Annotated in this window: 16 protein-coding genes; 4 read left to right on the forward strand and 12 right to left on the reverse strand. The window is 48.1% G+C overall.

The window, feature by feature from the left end; genetic code table 11:
- Positions 1–150: 150 nt before the first annotated feature.
- The 4 genes from HNR77_RS09065 to sdhB all read right to left on the reverse strand — a co-directional run bounded on the left by HNR77_RS09065 (position 151) and on the right by sdhB (position 3,647).
- Positions 151–795, reverse strand: a complete 645-nt coding sequence (locus tag HNR77_RS09065; RefSeq protein ID WP_184182762.1) for a GNAT family N-acetyltransferase — start codon at positions 793–795, stop codon at positions 151–153.
- A 138-nt stretch (positions 796–933) separates the two neighbouring features.
- On the reverse strand, positions 934–1,665 hold the full coding sequence (locus tag HNR77_RS09070; RefSeq protein ID WP_184182765.1) for a metallophosphoesterase family protein: 732 nt from the start codon (positions 1,663–1,665) through the stop codon (positions 934–936).
- Between the two features lie 63 nt (positions 1,666–1,728).
- Positions 1,729–2,688 (reverse strand): metallophosphoesterase, encoded by a 960-nt coding sequence (locus HNR77_RS09075; protein WP_184182768.1) that lies wholly within the window; start codon positions 2,686–2,688, stop codon positions 1,729–1,731.
- Positions 2,689–2,882: 194 nt separating this feature from the next.
- Positions 2,883–3,647 carry a succinate dehydrogenase iron-sulfur subunit gene (sdhB, locus tag HNR77_RS09080; RefSeq protein ID WP_145405362.1) on the reverse strand — a complete coding sequence of 255 codons (765 nt, stop codon included), beginning with the start codon at positions 3,645–3,647 and terminating at the stop codon, positions 2,883–2,885.
- Positions 3,648–3,666: 19 nt separating this feature from the next.
- Between sdhB and HNR77_RS09085 the strand changes: the two genes are divergently transcribed.
- Complete coding sequence (locus HNR77_RS09085; protein WP_221443763.1) at positions 3,667–3,954, forward strand: hypothetical protein; 288 nt, start codon at positions 3,667–3,669, stop codon at positions 3,952–3,954.
- 19 nt (positions 3,955–3,973) lie between these two features.
- Here the strand turns inward: HNR77_RS09085 and sdhA are convergent, their stop codons facing one another.
- Positions 3,974–5,716, reverse strand: coding sequence for a succinate dehydrogenase flavoprotein subunit (gene sdhA, locus HNR77_RS09090; RefSeq protein WP_111269475.1), 1,743 nt, complete (start codon positions 5,714–5,716; stop codon positions 3,974–3,976).
- A 95-nt stretch (positions 5,717–5,811) separates the two neighbouring features.
- On the reverse strand, positions 5,812–6,480 hold the full coding sequence (locus HNR77_RS09095) for a succinate dehydrogenase cytochrome b558 subunit (RefSeq protein ID WP_184182774.1): 669 nt from the start codon (positions 6,478–6,480) through the stop codon (positions 5,812–5,814).
- Between the two features lie 328 nt (positions 6,481–6,808).
- On the opposite strand from HNR77_RS09095, the gene HNR77_RS09100 reads away from it, so the two are divergent.
- A complete protein-coding gene (locus HNR77_RS09100) occupies positions 6,809–7,732 on the forward strand; it encodes a LysR family transcriptional regulator (RefSeq protein WP_145405364.1) in 924 nt (307 codons plus the stop codon).
- Between the two features lie 43 nt (positions 7,733–7,775).
- On the opposite strand, the gene HNR77_RS09105 is transcribed toward HNR77_RS09100, so the two are convergent.
- Both HNR77_RS09105 and HNR77_RS09110 read right to left on the reverse strand, forming a co-directional pair.
- On the reverse strand, positions 7,776–8,447 hold the full coding sequence (locus HNR77_RS09105; RefSeq protein ID WP_111269478.1) for a potassium channel family protein: 672 nt from the start codon (positions 8,445–8,447) through the stop codon (positions 7,776–7,778).
- 92 nt (positions 8,448–8,539) lie between these two features.
- Positions 8,540–9,886, reverse strand: coding sequence for a TrkH family potassium uptake protein (locus tag HNR77_RS09110; protein ID WP_184183149.1), 1,347 nt, complete (start codon positions 9,884–9,886; stop codon positions 8,540–8,542).
- Between the two features lie 463 nt (positions 9,887–10,349).
- On the opposite strand from HNR77_RS09110, the gene HNR77_RS09115 reads away from it, so the two are divergent.
- A complete protein-coding gene (locus HNR77_RS09115; RefSeq protein ID WP_184182777.1) occupies positions 10,350–12,047 on the forward strand; it encodes a CPBP family intramembrane glutamic endopeptidase in 1,698 nt (565 codons plus the stop codon).
- Here the strand turns inward: HNR77_RS09115 and uvrC are convergent.
- Positions 12,016–14,121, reverse strand: a complete 2,106-nt coding sequence (gene uvrC, locus HNR77_RS09120) for an excinuclease ABC subunit UvrC (RefSeq protein ID WP_184182780.1) — start codon at positions 14,119–14,121, stop codon at positions 12,016–12,018. The two genes, HNR77_RS09115 and uvrC, sit on opposite strands and share 32 nt — an antisense overlap.
- 350 nt (positions 14,122–14,471) lie before the next feature.
- Positions 14,472–14,789 carry a thioredoxin gene (trxA, locus tag HNR77_RS09125; RefSeq protein WP_110897382.1) on the reverse strand — a complete coding sequence of 106 codons (318 nt, stop codon included), beginning with the start codon at positions 14,787–14,789 and terminating at the stop codon, positions 14,472–14,474.
- Between the two features lie 266 nt (positions 14,790–15,055).
- Here trxA and HNR77_RS09130 point away from each other — a divergent pair, with 266 nt between their 5' ends.
- Complete coding sequence (locus HNR77_RS09130; RefSeq protein WP_110897381.1) at positions 15,056–15,211, forward strand: YqzM family protein; 156 nt, start codon at positions 15,056–15,058, stop codon at positions 15,209–15,211.
- Positions 15,212–15,387: 176 nt separating this feature from the next.
- On the opposite strand, the gene dnaI is transcribed toward HNR77_RS09130, so the two are convergent.
- Complete coding sequence (dnaI, locus tag HNR77_RS09135; protein ID WP_111269482.1) at positions 15,388–16,338, reverse strand: primosomal protein DnaI; 951 nt, start codon at positions 16,336–16,338, stop codon at positions 15,388–15,390.
- A 133-nt stretch (positions 16,339–16,471) separates the two neighbouring features.
- A complete protein-coding gene (locus HNR77_RS09140) occupies positions 16,472–17,392 on the reverse strand; it encodes a carbohydrate ABC transporter permease (protein WP_184182783.1) in 921 nt (306 codons plus the stop codon).
- Positions 17,393–17,394: the final 2 nt, after the last annotated feature.

A 17,394-nucleotide genomic window follows, 5' to 3' on the forward strand; every position in this document is an offset into this window, starting at 1 on the left:
CTCATCGCGGGTCCCAACTGCATTATCTATTATCAAAAAGGGGGTCATGAGATAAGTTTACCCTCTGTCTGTTAGAATTCAATTGCAGCTATATTTCAATTGTGTAACAAATGATTGAAGTTCGTTTCAGTTCTCATACCCTGATATACTCTATGATATTTCAGGGTTGTCCCATGCTGGCGAATGCAGACTTTTCCCGTTCACACCCGATTGGAACTGTCCACGAGACATTCCGTACACCTTGACGTTCATGGAGTTGGAACCCTCACCGACCTCGTCGTCATCATCATTCAGCCCGAAGGCTGGAAGACTGCGTTCGTAAAGCATGCCCATTTTAAGGAGCACCCTTTCTGAGGACAAGTTTGCCTCATAACAGCGTGCTTCAACCCTCCACAGGTGAAGTTCGTCAAATCCGAATGTTAACAAACGATGAACCGCTTCAGTTGCCAAACCTTTGCCCCAGTATAATTTGCTCAGGATGTACCCGATTTGGGCTGTACCTTTTTGATCATTCCAGTGCTGGAAGGACGCAATGCCAATGACTTGCTCGCTGCCTTTGCAGCAGATACCGTAATGCAGTGAATCTAACTTGGTACTGCTGCTCCGAATCTGGTTCAGCAATTTTCTCGCACGTATCGGGGGAGACTGGCTGCCGCGATTGACGTATCGTATGACTTGCGGATGGGACAACAGCTCGGCTAATGCACTGTAATCACTTTGACGTAATGAGCGCAGGACAAGGCGTTCTGTTCCTAAGACAGGCAAGCCTTGAATCAGCATATCTCGGGTAAGCATGGCACTCTCTCCTTTGCCTAACGGGTTTTAGTCCGGTAAGACAAGCATGCTCTGACGATGATCCGGCATCCTATCACAATCTGATTCATTCACTATAGTATGTCATCTTCATAATGAAGGTTATACTGCATTTTTCCCCTACCCCTGTAATCCACGATAAATGCCTGAACGCAGTTCACGAATATAAGCATCCAGTGCCGGAACTTGATGCTGCTGTGCAATCTGCACTTCCTGCTCAATATCATACGGAACCCGAACAAACTGCAGGTTAAACGGCTTCTGTTTGTCTTCGCCCTCTTCTCCTTCAAGAATGCAGTACGAGGCTTGTGGAATATCCAGCGGATTGCCCACGCTACCTGCATTAAACAGCATTCTTCCATCCAAATACTGCAGAAAGGCATTATGCACATCACCGTAACCGACCACATCTGCCATTCCTGAGCCTGCCTCGTCAGCTGGGGGCTCAAACATGGCAAGTCTCTTATTCATCTCATCCCAAGGCTGAACACGATGATACACACTCTGTGGTGAAGCGTGCACGAACCTTACGTTACGTCCACTCAGCTTCAATTCATAACTAAAGGGAAGACTCGCCAAATAAGCCACTCGATCTGTGCCCAGCCGTTCAGCCTGCCACGTAAAGTCAGTCACATCCTGATTCACAGCAACAAGCTCATCCCAGTTGCCGCGAACAACCACTTCACATGCCGCTCTGAGCTGATCCACGGCTTCAGCTGGCCGCGGCCCCTTGCCTACAAGGTCACCGAGACAGAAAATTCTCTCTATGCCGCGCTGCTGTATATCTTTCCACACAGCTTCCCAGGCAGTCATGTTGCCATGAATGTCGGATACAATTGCAATTCGCTCCATTACTTCCCCTCCATTCATGTCCATATCGTTATTGTTATTCAATCTGATATCTTAGCATTCTTCCTAAGAATGATTGCTTTCATTGTCCGATCGCAAGTGAAGCACCGTCAACTCAGGCCGGCACAGAAAACGAATGGGCAGCAGTGTCATGCCAAATCCACGATTCACATACACGGGCATGTGATGCCGGGAGGTGTAGTGCAGCCCCTGTATATATTTACGTGAACCCCGCGGGGTCGTCATTGCACCAAACCAAGGAAAACGAACCTGCCCCCCATGGCTGTGACCGGACAGCTGCAATCCGAATCCATACGGAGCTGCATAATCTGCATAATCCGGTTCATGCATAAGCAGCAGTTTCCACACACGCTGTCTCAGCCCGGCAACAGCTGCTTCCGGGTCAGGGCTGCCCGTTAAGGCATCATCCAGACCTGTGACAGCAAGCTGGTCTCCATCTTTTTCAATAATGACATGCTCATTGCACAGCAGTGTAAAGCCCGCTTCCTGAAACATATTCTGCACATCCTGCTGCTGCTGACCTCGATAATCATGATTACCCAAAACCGCAAACTTCCCGTATTTCGCTGTCATCGAGGCCAGAACGGATACACATTCGCGCATTGGTGCGGCCTGCCTCTCCACCATATCCCCGGTAAAACAGATCAGGTCAGGCTGCTGCTCCTTTATTCGTGCTGCCAGCTTGCTCAATTCCTTCATCCCGGTGTGGAAGCCCAGATGTGCATCACTGAAATGAACGATGCGCAATCCGTTAAACGATGCCGGGAACGACGGGAGCTTGAGATTAATGTGGCTAATCTGTAATAATCGCGGCTCCCATAGCGCGTACCCTAGTGTCAGCACACTTGCTCCCAGGGTCATAATGATTTTCCGCAGTTGAAAACTTCGACGAGAAGGGTCATGATCCTTTTCTTCTCCGGGAAAAAGAGGTTCCTTCGAACTGACCGTTCTGCTCAAGCGCCGGGACGGCGGGCTGCTGCTGTGTGAACGCGGTGTCTGTCCCATCTCTCCCCCTCCTCGCATCGGGCTTCTTCAAGACCGTTAACGGCCGTATTCATCCCTGTAGTATACCATATTCTGCACGAAACACCCGGTTCCTTTGGCGGATGGCAAAAGAAGCCGTAATACCGGCGATTGCTGCGCGGAATCACGACTTCTTCAAGTAACAGAGCTGAACGCTGTATCAGCGTTACACTTGTTTATACACCTAACCAGCGTTTGAACATATGCTTGGTTGTCTGTTTATTCATTTCGGCAATAGACGTTGTGAGCGGGATGCCTTTCGGACATGAGCGCACACAGTTCTGCGAGTTACCGCAGCCTTCAATACCGCCATCTTCCATCAGCGCTTCCAAGCGCTCTTCTGCATTCATCTCACCTGTAGGGTGAGCATTAAACAGACGAACCTGGGACAGCGCAGCCGGACCGATAAAGTCCGTTTTTTCATTCACGTTAGGACAAGCTTCGAGACATACACCGCAAGTCATACATTTGGACAGCTCGTAAGCCCACTGACGCTTCTTCTCAGGCATCCGCGGTCCCGGACCAAGGTCATACGTTCCATCAATTGGAATCCATGCCTTCACACGTTTCAGTGCATTAAACATCCGGGAACGGTCAATGACCAGGTCACGTACTACCGGGAATGTTTTCATCGGTTCGATCCGAACCGGCTGCTCAAGCTTGTCGATCAGAGCTGCACACGCTTGACGCGGTTTGCCATTGATAATCATGGAGCAGGCGCCGCACACTTCTTCAAGACAGTTGGATTCCCAGCATACCGGAGCGATGGACTTGCCATCCTTGTTCACCGGATTCCGCTGAATCTCCATCAGGGCGCTGATCACGTTCATGTTCGGACGATACGGAAGCTCAAACTCCTCTGTATACGAAGATGACTCCGGGCTGTCCTGACGGGTGATAATAAACTTGACGGTTTTGCTTGCTGTTGCTTGTTCCGCCATATCGTTGTCCCCTCCTCTGGTGACGATGATTGTATTGCTGGTGCGCAAAGCTTCTTTTGTTGGTGCTCGGATGGACGCTTCGGTCGCGGAATACCCTTTCGATCGCCATTACCCTCGAATTTTATTGATCCACCCTCTACAGGGTGAAAATTCGATGATAAACGCGAACGCTTCGCTTCTTCCGGCCATTTCCGCTTCCTCCGCTGTGCCCTTGCACCTTGGATGTCGCTTTGCTGGAAGCAGCAATCCATTCATGCTGGATTGCTGTAATTATGAACAGCAGCTTAATGGTTCACCTATTGAATGATTAAGCTGAATTGTACTGATTAGTCCTTCGAGTAGTCACGGATACGCGGTGGAATCAGGGATACGTCCACTGGCTCGTACGAGATTTGTGGACCTTCCTTCGTCCAGCTTGCGATCGTTGTTTTCAGGAACTCCTCATCGTTACGCTCCGTGAATTCCGGCTTGTAGTGCGCTCCGCGGCTCTCGTTACGAAGCAGTGCACCCAGTGTCATTGCTTCAGCAAGCTCAAGCATGTTCCACAATTGGCGGGTAAACGCCGCGCCCGGATTGTTCCAGCCGGAGTTGTCGTACATGTTGATTTTGCCATAACGCTCTTTCAATTCCTTGATTTTGCCGATGGTTGCTTCCAGCTTGTCGTTGTAACGTACCACCGTCATGTTCGCTGTCATCCACTCGCCCAGCTCTTTGTGGATGACATAAGCATTCTCGGTACCTTGCATTTTCAGGATACCTTCGTATTTCTCGGTCTGGCGCTTCGTATAACCGTCGAATACGGAAGAAGAAATATCTGCGGACGATTTCTTGAGTCCTTTGATATATTCAGCCGCTTTCGGTCCAGCCACCATACCGCCGTAAATCGCGGATACGAGAGAGTTTGCTCCCAGACGGTTCGCACCGTGATATTGATATTCACATTCACCAGCTGCAAACAGCCCCGGAATGTTTGTCATTTGGTTGTAGTCTACCCACATGCCGCCCATGGAATAGTGGACTGCCGGGAAGATTTTCATCGGAATTTTACGTGGATCGTCACCCATGAATTTTTCATAGATTTCGATAATTCCGCCCAGCTTGACATCCAGCTCCTTCGGATCTTTGTGAGAAAGGTCAAGATACACCATGTTCTCACCGTTTACACCCAGTCCCATGTCTACGCAGACACTGAAGATTTCACGCGTCGCGATATCACGCGGTACAAGGTTACCGTAAGAAGGATATTTTTCCTCAAGGAAGTACCAAGGCTTGCCGTCTTTGTATGTCCAGATCCGTCCGCCTTCACCGCGCGCGGATTCAGACATGAGACGCAGCTTGTCATCACCTGGGATGGCTGTCGGATGAATCTGAATGAACTCACCGTTAGCATAATTTACGCCCTGCTGGTACACTGCACTTGCAGCAGTACCTGTGTTGATAACAGAGTTCGTCGTTTTACCGAAAATGATACCAGGACCACCGCTCGCCAGAATAACAGCTTCAGCCGGGAATGTCTGTACCTTCATGGATTTCAAATCCTGTGCCACAATACCGCGGCACACGCCTTCGTCATCGATAACGGCTTGCAGGAACTCCCAGTTTTCATACTTGGTTACGAGACCCGCTGCTTCCCAGCGGCGTACTTGCTCATCCAGTGCGTACAGCAGCTGCTGCCCTGTTGTCGCTCCGGCAAATGCCGTACGGTGATGCTTCGTACCGCCGAAACGGCGGAAATCAAGCAAACCTTCCGGTGTACGGTTGAACATGACGCCCATCCGGTCCATCAGGTGAATAATGCCAGGTGCTGCTTCGCACATCGCTTTAACTGGCGGCTGGTTGGCAAGGAAGTCACCGCCATATACCGTATCATCAAAGTGTACCCATGGAGAGTCGCCTTCCCCTTTGGTATTTACCGCTCCGTTGATGCCGCCCTGGGCACATACGGAGTGTGATCTTTTCACAGGAACTAATGAAAATAAATGAACATGGACTCCGGCTTCAGCCGATTTGATCGCCGCCATCAATCCCGCGAGACCGCCGCCCACAATAATTACATTCGATGATGCCATTGCTAGTTCACTCCTTAATTATCAGCGTCATTCAAAATTCAGACCAGAGAATGTCGATTCACATACAAAATAGAGATAAGCACTCGTTTACAAAATTAAACCAGAACTGATTTTACCGCATCAATCATTGAAGTAGCTGTCTCGAAATCTACGTTCCGGAAAGCAAACAATGAAGCGATAAACATGATGGAAATAATAGCGAACAAGCTCATGCACACATACGAGGATACGCGCTGTGCACGAGGTCCGACTGTGATTCCCCAGCTAACAAGGAATGACCAGAGCCCGTTGGCAAAGTGATAGGATGCCGCCACAACACTGATCAGATATAAAATAAACGTTACCGGATTCATCACGATGTCATGGATAACACCGCCAAGCTGTTCGTGTGTTACATGACCGAGAGCCACTTGCACACGCGTCTCCCACACGTGCCAGATCACAAATACAAATGTGATGACACCACTGACGCGCTGGAGCGTGTAGCGCCAGTTACGCTCATTGCCGTAACGACCCACGTTCGGCTTGGCCTGATAAGCAATGTACAGACCATATACACCGTGATAGAACAGCGGCAGCCAGATCAGAAACGTTTCCAAAACGATGACGAGCGGCAGACTGTTCAGGAAGGCAACCGCACCGTTAAAAGCTTCTTTGCCGCCTTCAACTGCCGAGAAGTTCGTCACCAGATGCTCAACAAAAAACAAACTGAGCGGAATGACGCCAAGCAAGGAGTGCAGCTTTCTGGAGTAAAACCCTTTCATAAAATGTCGATCCCCTTTCGCTAAATACAACGTTTTCATAAAATACATTCGCATATCATGACACGAATCCTTCCTGAGCAGGAAAGTTCGACAAATTGTTCCGATTTGTTCAGGTGTGAACAACTTGTGTCACAATTCATGTTACTCCTTTTTTTCTTATAAGGGAATTGCAATATAATTATTAAATGTTATAACCTATAGGTATAAGCTCTAAACAATCGACCTAAAGACTCTACAATCTTAAAACAACGAGTGTAAAAGCCATACAATAAGAAAAAAATTAATCAAGGGCAATAATCACACTCACGAAGAAGAGAGGTTTGTGTTCATGTTCGAAGAATTAAACGCATTTGCGGCGGTTGTGGAGCAGTCCAGCCTGAACCGCGCTTCCAAATTACTGAACTTGTCCCAGCCCGCACTCTCCCGTAAAATCTCCAAGCTGGAGGATGAACTGGGGGTATCCCTCTTTCATCGCCGGGGCAAACGGCTGGAATTAACGAGTGTAGGTCAGCTCGCATACACCTTCGCCGTGGAACAGAAACAGCAGCAGCAAAAATTTCTCACCATGCTGTCTCAATATAAGGATGAAGAACAGAGCATTATTACGCTCGGCGCCAGCCTGACGACTCTTCAGACGACCCTGCCTCCGCTGGTCAACGCTTTTATGGAGAAGCATCCCCATGCAGAATTGAAGCTGTTAACAGGCAAAACACATGAGATCGTTTCTTTTGTGCGTGATAAAAAAGCCGATGTCGGCATCGTTGCCTCCTCCATCAGTGAAGCAGGGCTGAACTGTGTGCCTCTTTTTGATGATCACCTGGAGCTGGTCGTGCCCCTGACGCACCCGCTGGCAGGCAAAGAAGCCGGGATGGAGCATTTGCAGGATCTGCCGATGATTACGTTCTCCAAGGGAACATGGTACCGCAAGCTGACCGATGACCTGTTTCAGCGCTGCACCGTAATGCCTGACATTCGCATGGAGATCGACTCCTTTGAGGCGATTATCCGCCTGCTCCCGACCTGTAAAGCTGCTGCCCTGCTGCCCAAATCCTACCTTCGTCCGCAGCTGCTGGCTGACAATGATCTGGCTGCCGTGCATTTGCCACAGCTCAGGCAGACCCGAAGAACAACCTGCATGATTTACGGGGAAAAGGAGGACCTCAGCGAAACCTCCAGACAGTGGGTCCGGGAGACAGCGGCATTTTTTACCACAAAAGCGCCATTGCCCTCACGGAGAACAACGGCGCCTTGATGGAAAGAAGAAAACACATGGGGATACATAATCCCCCGCCTCTTCAGCTCTCCTGACTAATGACCTCTTCCTCAAACCGGTCGATGTCATCATTATTGCCAATAATGACCATTATATCCCCCATTTGCAATGAATCCATTGCTGTCGGGGCAATGATAACGCCCGCTTCCTTTTGCAGAGCTACGATGCTGCAGTTAAAGCGTACCCGGGCGTTAAGGGTGGACAACGTTTTATTGTGCAGACAGGCTGGCACCTTCATCTCCACAATGCTGTAATCATTGGACAATTCGATGTAATCCAGCAGGTTGGGTGTCACCAGCTGGTGAGCGACCCGGATGCCCATATCCCGTTCCGGGTACACAACACGGTCAATGCCCAGCTTGTCTAGCGCCCGTCCGTGAAGAACAGAGATGGCTTTAGCCACAACCGTTTTGACTCCCAGTTCTTTGAGCAGAATGGCGGTAAGGATACTCGTCTGGATATCGTCACCAATGGCAACGATGCCGCAGTCAAAATTACGAATGCCCAAAGAGCGCAACACTTCCTCATCCGTCGCATCTGCAACGACAGCGTGAGTGACCAGATCACTCATGTCTTCGACAAGCTCTTCATTTTTATCAATCCCAAGCACCTCGTAACCGAGCTCCATCAACTCCTGAGCCAGACTGGAGCCGAAGCGCCCAAGTCCAATCACCGCAAACTGCTGTTTTTTCATCGTTCTTCACGAACCCTTCTATCCAAATAATCATCTATCAACCTAAACTTCATTAACTAACCTATTAGCCTCAACCGCCAACCTAACCACCATTAGCCAATAATCATCTTGCCTTCCGGATATCTGTATAGTTCTTTTCCTTTTTTGTTTTTTTGCCCCAGTGCATAAACCAGTGTAATCGGCCCAACTCTTCCTGCAAACATCGTGAAGCAAATTAAAAGTTTTCCGAAAGTCGTCAGTTTTAACGTCAGACCCAGCGATAATCCAACCGTACTGAAGGCCGATGTTGTTTCAAATATAATCATTAAAAAACTGCTGTCCTCTGTTGTACTCAGTACCATTGTAACCGCAATGATAAATAGCAGAGCCAGTAACGTGATCGTCAGCGCTTTAAAAATTCGTTCCTGTGCAACGCGATACCGGAAAAATACAATGTCCTCTCGTCCCCGAATCATGGCAATAACTGCGCCGACCATAACGATAAACGTCGTTGTTTTGATCCCGCCCCCGGTTGATCCCGGAGAAGCACCGATAAACATCAGAATGATCATAAAGAACTGTGTAGCTTGTCTCATACCTGCAATATCTAATGTATTCGCTCCACCTGTGCGCGGCGTTACTGACTGGAAGAACGAACTCAGTATTTTACCTCCCCAGTTCAGCCCTCCGAGTGTTCGGGGATTAGTAAATTCAAATATAAAAATGACCAGTGCACCAAGCAGAATGAGCAAGGCCGTCATTAGTAAAACAACTTTGGTATGCAAGGATAGCTTTTTCGTTTTTCGGTAATCCACCAGATCCGACAGCACCACAAATCCGATGCCCCCTGAAATTATTAGAAACATTGCTGTAAAGTTAACCATCGGATCAGACACATAACCGGTCAGGCTGCTGAAATCTCCAAACATATCGAAGCCTGCATTGTTAAACAAGGAAATTGCATGCCAATATCCATAATAAATGGCACGGCTGATGGGCATATCCAATGACCAGCGTAGTGCAAACAACGTTCCGCATACCGCCTCCAGAATGAGAGAGTAAGCAACCACCTTGCGAATCAGCCGTACGATGCCCTCCATCGTATTTTGATTCATTGCTTCCTGCAAAATCAGCCGTTCCCTGAGTGAAATTCTTCGTTTGAAGGCAATAGCAACCAGGGTAGACATCGTCATAAAGCCGAGCCCGCCAACCTGAATTAGTACAGCAATAATGACCTGACCTAACACCGAAAAGTGTGTTCCTGTATCCACGACAACCAGTCCAGTTACACAAACAGCTGAAGTAGCAGTAAAAAATGCATCGATTAAGGCCAGGCTTTCTCCACTTCGACTGGACGCTGGAAGCATGAGCAGTAGCGTGCCTATCAAAATAATACTAGCGAAACCCAACACAAGAATACGTGGCGGCGATAATTGTGCCCATTGAATTTTGAATCCCACTTCTGTATCATCCACCTCTACAAAAAATGAAAACAACTCCACCTCGTGGAGTTTCCGATTTTATGACCCATATACTTCATGCGGTATAGCGACTGATGTCCTACCCTGTTCGCCAGACGTCCAGCATGTATGGATTACATTTAAGAAACATATATAAAGAAAAGGTAGGTCACCTTTTATTCGTTCCCTTGTTTATCCCGTTACATGCGGGATTCTACACATTTGCTTCAAAATTATACGCGCTGCAGGCCATGCAGACAAAACGATTTTTGTGTAAATAACATCGAATTTGACCAAAACGGCAAAAACCCGCATATCGGGACAACTGAATCGAAGTGTTTCGATCATTTTCATTCATTTTCAAAGTTTTGCACCCGTTTTCGCTATGTCATTGGCATTGGGTACTTGCCCTGTGCTATCTTTACATTAATATGGAATTGAATATAAGGAGGAAATTGCTTTTATGAATCCCTTAGGGCAGCCTTTGCAGTTTAAGGCTAACTTCATGCGTTTGGGGTTGCTTGCGGTGATTGGCCTGATTTTATTTTTTGTGTTTCAGATCTTCCCTGCAACTTCTTCACAAACGACAGAAATTTCATCTGCAGCCTACATCAGCAAGGAGCAAGCAGTACAAGCGGCACGATCATTCGCAGCTTCGGTGGACGACTATACACTGCCAAGCAGCGCCAATAAACCTCTTGTAACCTATCAGACCCATTCTGATATTTACGGATACATGGCAAAGACCAAGCAGCTCGATACCTATAATAAGCAGTGGGAAAAAACCTACCCTTATGATGTGTATCGCGTGCGCTTGATAGATCAGGACAAAGGCGGTTACCTTAACGTTGACGTACATATGAAAACCGGAAAGGTTGTCGCGTTCAAACATGTGCTGCCTTCCTCTATGTATACAGCCATTGAATCCCAACAGGAACAGGGCATACCCACCACCTCGGAATCAGTTGCAGAAGGCCACATGCCTTTGAACGAGAAAAAAACTCTCGCCGCTGGAATCCTGAAAGAGTTCGGTTATGATGTGCCAGCGCTTCAACTGGAGACACGAGATGGTGAACCGGGTCTGAAGTACACCGATGCGAGTAAAACAATCGGAGATTCCAGGCTGGAGCTGAAGTTTACGTTTGAAAATGGTGCCGTGCGTTCCTTTGATCCCGGATTCTCGGTACCGAAGGCACATACGGATTATGTGAAGGACCAGACCAAACTTGCGAACTGGTTAACCTACGGTGGTTACGCCTTTTTGACGTTTGTGCTCGGGGTGCTGGCTATCATCTACAGCATTCTGACTCGTGCGAACACATCGTTCAAACGAGGGGTAGTATTGTCAATTGTATACTTCGCGGCTTCCATGATCGGTACACTGAACATGCTGCCCCTGTTTCAGGCACAAGGACTTTCCAGCTTCATGCTGGCGTTCCTCATGCTCATTCAAACAGGACTTACGATCGTGATGAGCGTTACCATCTATCTGTCCCTTGTGGCAGGAGACGGCATGTGGCGCAAAATCGGCTGGAATCCATGGCCTCGGGCCAAAGAGCCGGGTTACGGCAAATACGTGCTCCACAGCATGTACACTGGATATCTGTGGGCTTTCATTTTATTGGGTGTACAATCGGTGCTGTTCTTTATTCTGGAGCGAAGCATTGGCACATGGTCCACAACGTCAGCGGATCAATCCACCTATAACATGACATATGCCTGGGTGTTCCCGATTATGGCCTGGATGGCCGGGATTGGTGAAGAAGCGGTATATCGCTTGTTCGGGATACGTATGATGCAAAAGGTGGTGCGCAATACGTTTATCGCCTGCTTGATCCCTACGATCATATGGGCACTGGGACATACGCTGTATCCGATCTATCCTGTCATTACACGCCCGATCGAGCTGACCGTTATCGGCTTGCTGTTCAGCTTGATTATGCTGCGCCACGGCTTCATTGCCGTTGTGTTCGCTCACGTCATCTTCGACAGCCTCTTGATGGGACTCAGTCTGATTTTCATGGGAGATGCATTGAACATCAGTGCCGGCATCTTCTGGATTGTACTTCCAGCTATCGTGGGATATGTAATTTATCGTTTTAATCCCAAACAAAAAGAGAAGCCGTATGTTACGACTCCTCATCACGAAGTGCTGCAATAATCTGATTTGCCAGCTTGTCACCAATAGATAGAGGCCGGAAGTCTTCGACGCTGGCCTCTTTAATTTTGCGTAAAGAGCCAAAATGCTTGAGCAGCAGCTTACGCCGCTTCTCTCCAATGCCGGGAATGGCATCCAGCCTGGATGTAACCATGGATTTGCCGCGCTGCTCACGGTGGAACGAAATGGCAAAACGGTGAACCTCTTCCTGAATCCGCTGCAGCAGATAGAATTCCTGGCTATCCCGAGGCAAGGCGATAACCTCGGGCGGGTTGCCGATCATCAGCTGAGACGTTTTGTGTTTCGCATCCTTCACCAATCCGCAGACCGGAATAAACAAGCCCAACTCGTTTTCAAGCACATCCACTGCGGCCGAAATCTGCCCTTTACCACCATCGACCACGATGAGGTCAGGCTGGGTCAGGTTTTCTTTAAGCACCCGCTCATAGCGGCGGCGAATCACTTCCCGCATCGTTTCATAATCATCCGGGCCTTCAACAGATCGCACTTTATACTTGCGATATTCTTTCTTATCCGGCTTGCCATCCGTAAATACAATCATGGCCGATACGGGATTGGTTCCCTGAATGTTTGAGTTATCAAACGCTTCAATCCGGCGCAGCTGCTCCAGACCGATCCAACGTCCCAAACCTTCAGATGCTTTCGAAGTACGCTCTTCGTTGCGTTCAATCAGACGGAATTTCTCTTCGAGCGCCACTCGCGCATTGTCGAGTGCCATCGTAATCATCTGACGCTTCAACCCGCGCTGCGGAATGTGCACCTTGATCTCCAGCCATTCCTGAAGGGCAGCCGCCATCTGGGACGGGTCCTCCTGCTCGGATGGCAGCTTGGCATTGGCAGCTTCGGTTTCGGCTTCGGTATGCAGCTCATCGGCAGTATTGCTCTTTGCTTCCTCTGTCGTATGCACCTCGTAAGCTGCTCGAGTCTCGGCAACGAGCGGCTCAGCAGCCACTACATCGCTGGTATCTAACGGCTGTTCCTCTTGCAGGGATTCGGCCGTTACCGCAGCCTGCCCATGCTCTGGCGTATTTACATCGTGCAAATGTGCCGAATCGGTAACATGCTCGCCAAGGAGAAGCTCCTTCGGCATCTCTGGCAGCAAAATCTCCTGCGGCAAGGCCGGATTGTCGCTGTAATACTGTGTAACATAAGACATGAAATCACTGTAGGCCTCACCGTAAAAAGGGAAGGTGGACACGTGACGTTCAATCATTTTTCCCTGACGCATATATAGAATCTGGACGCACATCCAGCCCTTGTCAATCGCAAACCCAAAGACGTCGCGGTCTCTGGCATCTGCCATCGTAATTTTCTGTTTTTCCATGATTGCATCAATCGCAATCACCTGATCACGCAGCTCTTTGGCACGTTCGAAGTACAAATCTTCGGCCGCTTCCTGCATTTTACGCTGCAAATCCTTTTTGATCTCTTCGTGACCACCGCTCAAGAATGATCCGATCTCCTGTGAAATCTCGTCATACTGCTCTTTGCCAATCTCCTTCACGCAAGGGGCAAGGCATTGGCCCATGTGATAATACAGGCAGACTTCCTTCGGCATCACACCACATTTGCGCAGCGGATACATGCGGTCCAGCAGTTTTTTCGTTTGATGTGCCGCATACGAATTCGGGTAAGGACCGAAGTATTTGGCTTTATCTTTCAGCACACGGCGGGTGACTTCGAGCCGCGGATGCTTTTCATTTGTTATTTTGAGATATGGAAAGGTCTTGTCGTCTTTGAGCAAAACGTTATAACGAGGCATATGCTTTTTGATCAGGTTACATTCCAGTATGAGTGCTTCCATATTGCTGCCTGTCACGATGTATTCGAAATCACGAATTTCAGAAACCAGACGCTGCGTTTTTCCGTTATGGCTGCCAATAAAATAAGAGCGCACACGGTTTTTGAGCACTTTAGCTTTACCAACGTAGATGATGGTCCCTTCACTGTTCTTCATCAGATAACATCCCGGCATATCCGGAAGCAGTGCGAGCTTGTGACGAATCTGCTCCAGTGCCTGCTCCTGCTCTTCTAACTGCTGCATAAATGGGTCCATAATTCGGTGGGTCCTCCCTTCCGAAAAAGTAAAAGTAATAAGTTACACAAAAGAATTCACACCGACCACTCCAATGACAGAACAACCTTCCAATCGCTGTTATCCCCAGATTTTTTCGATCCCTTTTCAAAGGGAAAAATCCGGTGATAAAGGCGAACGCTTCGCTTTTTCAGGTTTTTTCTGTCCTTTACGTCATTGTGTGAATAGTTCACGGATGTTGTAAAAATTAGTTTTACTTTTATATTGTCCTGCATATCGCTTTTCGACGCAAAACGCCTCCGGCATGTAAACCGGAGGCGATGTGTCAGCCTGCACTTAATTGATATTGCTGTGATGGCTTGTGAATATGCTTATTGATGCTTTTCGATAATGCCTTTGAGTGCGTCCTTCGAGTTCAGACCAACCACTTTATCTACCGGTTGACCATCTTTGAAGAAAATCAATGTCGGAATGCTCATTACGCCAAAGCGGGAAGCAGATTCCGGATTTTCATCTACGTTGACTTTCGCAATTTTAACGGAATCGCCAACTTCTGCGGACAGCTCCTCCAGGATTGGTGCGAGCATTTTGCAAGGACCACACCAAGGCGCCCAGAAATCAACCAGAACCGTTCCTTCTCCTTCGACTTCCGTGTTAAAGGATTGATCGGATACGTTAACAATAGCCATGAAATTGTCCTCCTTATATATACTTACGGTTTTATTTTAACCTGTAACGTCGTGAACGACACTTCCAGTATAACACATGTGCGTTAAACTTGTGAAATGAACGACTAATGTTCATCTTCCCAACATGAAATCTTCACAATTACAGGTGCAGCACACCATCTGCAAAATCTTTACAAACGCTTTCTTTTCCAAGTATACTAAAATTACTCCGGGTTGCAGTCCTGCTTACAGGGCCAAGCTGTCAATCCTCATAAGGAGGCAATACGATGGACGCTAATATTCGGATGACCGACCCGCGTGAGCATGTGAACGAGGAGCCCCGAAACGATCTCTTCGATCTGATTATGGGCGTTGTCGGCATGGGCGGCCTGATGACTGTTATCTTTTTTGGCATGGTAATTTTTAAATTCCTGACCGAATAGGATGTTCAAGGCAGTTTCAGGCTCCCACAGACCAGAAAAGCCCGGTTCTCGCATATTGCGAAAGCCAGGCTTTTTTGGGGTTCATCTGTGTTATTTTAACGTAAGATCACAATGATTCCAGCTGTTAACGCCATAAATCTTTTGGCATAAGAACTCGTCTTAAAAAGAAAAATAACTCAGCTCTTGCCTCGCTGATTCTCGCCCCGTACCTGAATGACATCTACAAATGGACGAATCCGGTCCATCAGACGCTGACCTTTATTCGTTTCCTCGCCATCCCGATTGGTGAAGCTCAAATGTTTCTCAAGCCCTTCCAGGTTGTAGTTGGACGTATAAAACGTCGGCTTGCGATTCATCCTATAATTAAGAATGGAGCCCATGACATGATCACGTACCCATGGATTGAGGTTCTCTGCACCAATATCATCAAAGATGAGCAGATCACAGCTTTTCAAAATGTCCGTCATTTCCTTCAGCTTCTGCCCCTCACTGATCATGGACTTCAAATCCTCAACAAAATCAGGCATATAAATGATGACACCTGTATGTCCCGCAACTGCGAGTTCATGCAGCAGATAACACATCAGGAACGTTTTGCCGGTTCCGAATGAGCCTTCCAGATACAGCCCCTGCGTTGAAAGTCCGTTCGCCTTCGTTTCACTGATATAACGCAGCACCCGGTTAACCGCTGGTGCACGCAGACGATCCTTACCCATAATCTCCACATCATTATATCCAGCACTTAAAGCACGCTCGTCCACATAGAAGCTGCGAATCCGCTGCTTGATCATATGTTCGTTCTGACGGGCGATCTGTTTCGAGCAAGGTGCCTTGATATCTATAATTTCGGGTTTACCGTTGAAGTTCTCTACTTCCAGTTTGCAAAAATGACCCTGAAAATCGTTGGGACAGTTGTCCAGTCCAGGACAATTCGCGCAGTTCTTCGAATCTTTGGCATACTGATACAGCTTGCTCAGATCAGGCATGAGCTGTGCATCTTTCAGTTCAGGATGACCTGCGCGGAACTCACGCACATACGGGTCCTCCAGCAAATCCGCCATAATTCGCCGCGACTGCTCACGAAAGGAAGGGTTCAGCTGCTGAAGCAGTCCTCCCAAGGATTCCATGGCTTCAAGCCCCCTTTGGTGGTATTCATACAGTTCATTCTATAGAAAAGCCAACAATAACTCAACAGATACATCTGGAAAATTGCTCTGGTGAGATAGGGGGGGGCCTCTCCCATCATGTAGAGGAATCCCGTTATTCTTTTACAGCACCCACCGTCAAACCCTGAACAAAATAACGCTGGAAGAACGGATATGCGAATATAATCGGCAGCGTGGCCAGCACAACCATGGCCATTCGGGACGTATCCTGCGGAATGGACTGCATAGCTGCCAGACTCATCGAGCTGTTGGCTGAATTCTGCTGGATGAATTGAATGCTCGACTCGATCCGCATCAGCATGGATTGCAGCGGTACCAGATTTGGATTATCAATATACAACAACGCATTAAACCAGTCGTTCCAATAACCCAGCGTACTGAACAAACCGATTGTTGCCAGACCTGGCAGGCACAACGGAATGACGATTTTCAGAAAGGTATGAAATTCTCCTGCACCATCCATTCTCGCCGATTCAATAATGGCATCCGGCACACTGGTCGAATAAAACGTACGCAAAATCATAATGTAAAAGGCATTCATCGCCAGCGGCAGAATTAATGCCCAGATGGTGTCCTTCATACCTAACAATTGGGATACAACCATATACGTCGGGATCATGCCTCCATTGAACAGCATCGTCAGAATGGCAAAGATGGAGAAAAATTTCCGATAACGAAAGCTCTTGCGAGAGATTGCATAGGCATAGAGTGACATCAAAATCAAACTAATGATGGTGCCCAGCATGGTGACAAGAAGGGTCACCCCGTACGCTCGCAGCAAGGTATCACCACTTTGCCAGACAAACTGGTAGGCCGCGAGGCTCCATTCCGCCGGAATAAGACGATACCCGTCGCAAGCCAGCACTTTTTCGTCCGTAAAAGAGATAATTACGACAAAAATAAAGGGAAATACACAGATCAATGCAAACAGTCCGGCGATGATATTCATAAACACGTTCCATGCAGCGGATACGTGGTGGAAGTCACGTCTTTTGACAAGCCTAACCTGAGCCACAG

It is taken from the genome of Paenibacillus sp. JGP012, assembly GCF_014203995.1.
In the GTDB taxonomy this organism is placed as follows: domain Bacteria; phylum Bacillota; class Bacilli; order Paenibacillales; family Paenibacillaceae; genus Paenibacillus; species Paenibacillus silvae.

Bases quoted from the DNA above. Each gene is read 5' to 3' on its own strand.
- sdhA (WP_111269475.1), bottom strand. From the start codon at position 5,716: ATGGCATCATCGAATGTAATTATTGTGGGCGGCGGTCTCGCGGGATTG.
- HNR77_RS09130 (WP_110897381.1), top strand. From the start codon at position 15,056: ATGGACGCTAATATTCGGATGACCGACCCGCGTGAGCATGTGAACGAG.
- HNR77_RS09065 (WP_184182762.1), bottom strand. From the start codon at position 795: ATGCTTACCCGAGATATGCTGATTCAAGGCTTGCCTGTCTTAGGAACA.
- HNR77_RS09115 (WP_184182777.1), top strand. From the start codon at position 10,350: ATGAATCCCTTAGGGCAGCCTTTGCAGTTTAAGGCTAACTTCATGCGT.
- HNR77_RS09070 (WP_184182765.1), bottom strand. From the start codon at position 1,665: ATGGAGCGAATTGCAATTGTATCCGACATTCATGGCAACATGACTGCC.
- sdhB (WP_145405362.1), bottom strand. From the start codon at position 3,647: ATGGCGGAACAAGCAACAGCAAGCAAAACCGTCAAGTTTATTATCACC.
- HNR77_RS09095 (WP_184182774.1), bottom strand. From the start codon at position 6,480: ATGAAAGGGTTTTACTCCAGAAAGCTGCACTCCTTGCTTGGCGTCATT.
- HNR77_RS09100 (WP_145405364.1), top strand. From the start codon at position 6,809: ATGTTCGAAGAATTAAACGCATTTGCGGCGGTTGTGGAGCAGTCCAGC.
- HNR77_RS09105 (WP_111269478.1), bottom strand. From the start codon at position 8,447: ATGAAAAAACAGCAGTTTGCGGTGATTGGACTTGGGCGCTTCGGCTCC.
- HNR77_RS09075 (WP_184182768.1), bottom strand. From the start codon at position 2,688: ATGGGACAGACACCGCGTTCACACAGCAGCAGCCCGCCGTCCCGGCGC.
- dnaI (WP_111269482.1), bottom strand. From the start codon at position 16,338: ATGGAATCCTTGGGAGGACTGCTTCAGCAGCTGAACCCTTCCTTTCGT.
- trxA (WP_110897382.1), bottom strand. From the start codon at position 14,789: ATGGCTATTGTTAACGTATCCGATCAATCCTTTAACACGGAAGTCGAA.
- uvrC (WP_184182780.1), bottom strand. From the start codon at position 14,121: ATGGACCCATTTATGCAGCAGTTAGAAGAGCAGGAGCAGGCACTGGAG.